The sequence below is a fragment of the Streptomyces sp. RP5T genome (genome assembly GCF_003933965.1).
Classification (GTDB): domain Bacteria; phylum Actinomycetota; class Actinomycetes; order Streptomycetales; family Streptomycetaceae; genus Streptomyces.
Window position 1 is genome coordinate 1 of sequence record NZ_RSAJ01001105.1, and the last position, 1,267, is coordinate 1,267.

2 protein-coding genes are annotated in these 1,267 nt (G+C 71.8%); one reads left to right on the top strand and one right to left on the bottom strand.

The genetic code is table 11. From position 1 onward, the window contains the following. On the bottom strand, nucleotides 1-828 hold an 828-nt coding region (locus tag EHS43_RS44790; protein ID WP_185806682.1), incomplete at its 3' end, for a beta-galactosidase. A gap of 84 nt (nucleotides 829-912) precedes the next feature. Between EHS43_RS44790 and EHS43_RS44795 the strand changes: the two genes are divergently transcribed. Further along, nucleotides 913-1,267: AraC family ligand binding domain-containing protein (locus EHS43_RS44795; RefSeq protein ID WP_185806683.1), on the top strand; the 355-nt coding region annotated here is incomplete at its 3' end.

Genomic DNA, 1,267 nt, shown 5'->3' on the forward strand with positions numbered 1-1,267 from the left:
GCCCGCGAAGTTCGTGCCCCCGTGCGCCATGTACAGGTTCACCGAGGCCCCGCACTCCAGGATCTCCCGCAGCGCCGCGGCCGCGTCCCCGGCGTCCCGTACGACGGGCTCACCGCCCCAGTGCTCGAACCAGCCGCACCAGAACTCCATGCACATCAGCGGACCGTCCGGCCGGTACCGGCGCAGCGTCTCGAAGGCGGTGCGGGCGCCGGAGCCGAAGTTCACCGTGGCGAGGACACCGGGCAGCGAGCCGCCGGTGAGCATGTGGTCCTCGGGGCCGTCCGAGGTGAACAGCGGGACCGTGACGCCCTCGGCGCGCAGCAGCTCGGCCAGCCGCAGCAGATACCCCGTGTCCGAACCGTAGCTGCCGTACTCGTTCTCCACCTGCACCATGAGCACCGGGCCGCCGCGGTCGATCTGCCGCGCCACGACCTGCGGCAGCAGCCGCCGGAACCAGCGCTCCACCTGGGCGAGGTACCGCTCGTCACTCGTCCGGGCGGGACCCCGCAGCCAGTGCGGCAGACCGCCGTTCTCCCACTCCGCGCAGATGTAGGGGCCCGGGCGGACGATCGCCCACAGTCCCGCCTCCCGGGCCGCGTCCAGGAACCGGCCCAGCGCCTCCACGTCCCGGAAGTCCCCCGGATGCGGCTCGTGCAGGTTCCACGGCACGTACGTCTCCACACAGTTCAGGCCCATCGCCCGCAGCATCGCCAGCCGGTGCCCCCACTGGGCCTCATGGACCCGGAAGTAGTGCAGCGCACCGGACAGCAGCCGCACCGGCCGCCCGTCCAGCAGGAAATCGGTTTCACCCACCGTGAACTCGCTCATAGGCTCCACCCTCACCACTGGCGACGATCACGTCCATGGACAAAGATCGGCGCTGCTTGGACCGAAGCGCACGCGAGGAGCGCGATGTACCACACCTGGATGCGATTCCTCAGCCCCAGCCCCGTCCACCACCGGCTGGGCCTGGTCTGCCTGGGAGTCGGACTCCAGTACGGCGCGCTGCCCACCGTCGGCCCCCGCACCCTCGACAGCCACGTCGCCGTCGTCATCAGCACCGGCACCGGGTGGTACGAGACCCCCGACGGCCGCCGCACGACGGTCACCGCGCCCTGCCTGCTGTGGCTCACCCCCGGCGTCCCCCACCACTACGCGCCCGACCCGGACACCGGCTGGGACGAGGGGTTCGCCGGCTTCACCGGGCCCGCGACCGCCACCTACACCGAACTCGGCTACATCGAACCCGACCGCCCCGTCGTGCCCC